This window comes from Rhizobium sp. YJ-22, from assembly GCF_029601685.1.
Lineage (GTDB): Bacteria > Pseudomonadota > Alphaproteobacteria > Rhizobiales > Rhizobiaceae > Metarhizobium.
On the sequence record NZ_JARRIR010000046.1, the window covers coordinates 1 to 3,900 of the forward strand.

Sequence of the window (3,900 nt, forward strand, 5' to 3'; positions counted from 1 at the left end):
AAACATCCATCCTCGCAGCGTGATCACCATACGTTCTCAAAAGTCGGACAGATTCAACACTTTCGTGTCGTGACGCCAACCTGCAGTTTCGGGGACTTGTGCACGCGGGCAGGACCGGCTGGAGAGAGGGCAGGGTGCTCGTCAGAGACGCGCGGCAACCAGGGAGGCGAGCGGGGCAATAGGATGATCTTTGTCGCTGATCCCCAGCCGATCGCCCAGGTAGTGCCAGAACGACAGGCCGAGCTTCTGGCAGGTCTTCGAAAGGCCCAGCATGCTGTCGCGCGCCTGGCGTCCGTTGCGACTGACGGTGCCCCCGGAAATCTTTCGCTTGATGACAAAGCCCCGCAGATCGCGCTCCGACGCATTGGTGTGGAGCGGGATCTCCGGTCGCTCAAGAACCATGAGCAGCTCCGGCTTGCGGCGCCTGAGGCGAAACAGCAACTTGTCGAGATCGCTATAGCCGGTGCGGATCGAGAAAATCCGGTCGAAGCGAGCCTGCAGGCCCTTGGCCAGAGCCGGGTCAGGCCTTCGTCGATAGGCTTTGAGAGCTTTGTAGAAGTGCCAGATGAGCTCGCGCAGGGTCTCGACGTGCTTCACCTGGCCGGGCGTGGCCGGCATCAGCTTCTGCAGCAGCCGTTCGGCGTGCACCCAACACAGCGCGTGGGTACCAACCCGAAACTGCCCGGCATCGTCGGAGACGATCACCGCGTTTCCAACCAGGCCATGATGGCGGATGGCGCCCCATATGCCGGCCTCTGCGAACGGCCAAAGCGTCTCCGTGTCGAAGATGTCGATGCCATGTTCGGCGAGATGCTGGAGGAAAGGCACGCGATTGGCAAACCGCACCGGTTCATGGGTGTTCAACCGGGCAGCAAGGGCAGGATCGATCTGTCGGTCCTCCAGCAGCGCAAAAGCGGCGTCGTTGAGAACATAGTCCTGATAGTTGCCGCGCAGCAGGGCGAGGAAGTTCAGCCGCGACTTCGACGGCGCCGTGCGAAAGGCTGTGAAATGCTCGCCGCCAATATGCGTTGTATGGAAACTGCGGTTGGCGTGACGGGCACCAGTATCGTCAACCGTCACGTAAGGCGCCGAGACGCGGCCGGCGTGGAGGACGGCTGCATCCTCCGCATGGAAACCATCCAGCCTCTCTGTGAGGAACCGCACCACCTGGCGTTTGGAGATCTCGACGCCGACGTCGTTGAGCAACGTCGTCATTCGCTGCGTGGTGACCTGGCCATGCGCATGCAGCATCAGACAAAACCGCCGCAGATTGGGTCCAAAGCCACCTCTTATCCCCGCAGGCAGCTGTGCTGTGATGGTCTCCCCCTCTGGCGTCACCCAGCACTCCCGCCGGTAACGAACCACCTCGACCTTGAGCACCAGATCCCGGACAAAGCAGTCCTTGTAGCCCTTAAAGCGCGATCCGTCCGGCACACTGGCCGGCAGCACCTCTTCACGCGTCACCCGCTTCGTGTCGTTCTTCGGCCCTCGCGGCCGGAGCGCCGGATTCTTGGCCGAGAGCGGCTTGTCACCCGTTGCCTTTTCCATCCCCGACGGTCTGAAGGGTGGGCGGGGGGCCAAGTTTTTAAGCCGCGCAATCTCGTCACGCAGAAGCTGATTGTCGATCTTCAGCCGGGTGTTCTCGAGCCTGAGCTGATCGTTCTCATCGCGAAGCCTTTGGTTTTCAGCTTCGAGCTTCTCAATTCGGGCGTCTGCCCGATCAGCCCGCTCCACGAGACCGGTCACGAGCTCTCGCAGCGCCTTCAGCGACAGCGTATCGGCATGCTCGGCCATGGGCAGGCGGCGCTTCGTCATCACGGGAGTGAATCATGAATTACCGGAAACAGGAATCCCTCGTGCCACCGGATTTGCTCCAGGTACTGCTGAGGCCGATCTCCGAGGCCGCCGTCGCGCTTGCCCGTCTCGATGAGCGCATCGCCCGTTCTGCCGTCGGTGATGGCTTTCTCGAGCGCTCGCATTTCCTCGACGCGCATGCCTCGCTCTGGGTCGACGGTGAACTCGTTCATCTCGAGGACCTCGTCCTGCATGACGCGCTTCGAGATATCCGCGCACCCACCCACGAACTCACCATCGCCCGCGACATCCTGAAAACCCGCCGACGCATCGCCGCCCATCCACCCGCCTGGGCGCTCTCGGATCTCGGCCTCGCCTCCCTCCGCGGGCAGGCGTGGCCTGCAGCATCATGGCGTGGCGACGGAGAGGGCGTGCCGGAGAAAAGCGTTGAGGTGAGCGGCGCTCAGGCTGGGGTAGAGGAGGCGGAGGATCCGGACAATGATGGTCTGGGTGATGCGTTTGCCGCAATCGATGCGGTGCTCGCCCGATCCGAGGCGGCGATCGAAGAGGCGAAGAAGCCGGGGCGCGCCAAGAGCGCTCCAGAAAAGGATCCCTTCGTCTACGATCTCGACTGGGATGAGGACGAGCGGCTGGCGGATTGGCAGGCTGTGCTGGCGCGGGCCCAGGATCTGCCGCCGGTCCTGCAGGCCATCGTGGCGCTCGATGCCTGGAACGAGATCGCCGTCCTCCAGCACGCCCCCTGGCTTGGTCGTATGCTGGCCGCCGCGATCCTGCGCGAAGGCGGTGTGACCACTGGCACCCATCTCGCCGCGATCAATCTTGGGCTCAAAGCTATTCCCGTCGATGGGCGCCGGCATCGTGATCGCGAGACGCGGTTGCTGGCCATAGCAAGGGCGCTGACGGTTGCCGCCGAGACGGGGCTGAAGGAGCATGACCGGCTGGTGCTGGCGCGGCAGATGATGATGCGCAAACTGGAGGGGCGGCGAACGTCATCCAGGCTGCCGGAGCTTGTTGAGCTCGTCATGGCGCGGCCGCTGATCTCCGCAGGCATGGTGGCGAAGACGCTTAAGGTGACGCCGCAAGGAGCGCGGCGGATCGTGCAGGAACTTGGGTTGAGGGAGATGACGGGGAGGGGGAGGTTTCGGGCCTGGGGGGTAATATAGCCTCGAGTCGTTCTGGGAACGTTTAGGCTATCACACCGTCTTTGATCCGCTTTGGACCTAGTTCTCCATCAACTGAGTGATCGTCTTCCCATGGCATCGGCCATTTCAGGTTGAAATACTTTTCCAGCGAACAAATCGTTCGTGGCCAGCGTGCCTCCTCAAACCAACGTTTAAGAAACATCCCCATGTGGATCACTCCGTCGCTCTCCGCGTTAGGGGAAGGTTCACATGGCTCAATTCTCAATGGAAATCATGCGCCTAACCGTGTGTGGATGCCCCCGGTTTGGCAAGAAGAATTTTCTAACGACTGTCTGCGGACGAGGAATTCTATCGGTCGTGTGTCAGGCCTCATAATGTGGCCTGAAGAAGCCACGGGCCGGGATGCAGTTCGAAGAACAGGTCCACATCGGTTCAGAGAGCTTGGTTGGCTCGAGCCCCGGGACTGGCTTACCCCGTTCTGAACATTGAAGTCCTTTCCGCATCGTTCCGTCAGTCGATCTTCTCACTGGGGCTTATCACCCCAGGCATTTTCCGCATTGCCGCCCAAGGGAGGCAGTGGATCACACCATCCTGTAATTCTGCTCTCTTGTCATCATCGCCCATATGATGCGCACCATCTTGTTGGCGAGTGCGACGGCGGCGACCATTCTCGGTTTCCGGCCAAGAATGTGGCCGAGCCAATTACCTGGAAGCACGCCCTCGCGGATGATCCATCGAATAAGCTGTCTTGGAACGAGGCCGAGCCAGGCGGCAAAGTTTCGACCGCTCTTGAAAGCACGAAGATCGGGTGCGAAGGCAAGGATCGCGCCGGCGGTCACCGGGCCTACGCCAGGAACAGTGCAGAGGGCATCGTAAAGTTAACGGAACTTGGGGCTTGATAGGCGATGAAGAGGCATGACAGACCGTGATCCGCTCTACCGTC

Annotated in this window: 2 protein-coding genes and 1 pseudogene; 1 reads left to right on the plus strand and 2 read right to left on the minus strand. The window is 61.4% G+C overall.

The features are described from left to right. Positions 1-141: 141 nt before the first annotated feature. Positions 142-1,815 (minus strand): transposase, encoded by a 1,674-nt coding sequence (locus P7F60_RS30635; RefSeq protein WP_277921224.1) that lies wholly within the window; start codon positions 1,813-1,815, stop codon positions 142-144. A gap of 14 nt (positions 1,816-1,829) precedes the next feature. On the opposite strand from P7F60_RS30635, the gene P7F60_RS30640 reads away from it, so the two are divergent. Beyond that, positions 1,830-2,978, plus strand: a complete 1,149-nt coding sequence (locus P7F60_RS30640; protein ID WP_277921226.1) for an RHE_PE00001 family protein — start codon at positions 1,830-1,832, stop codon at positions 2,976-2,978. A 560-nt stretch (positions 2,979-3,538) separates the two neighbouring features. Here the strand turns inward: P7F60_RS30640 and P7F60_RS30645 are convergent. Next, positions 3,539-3,829 (minus strand): annotated as a pseudogene (locus P7F60_RS30645) (transposase); the annotation flags it as partial. Between the last annotated feature and the right edge of the window lie 71 nt (positions 3,830-3,900).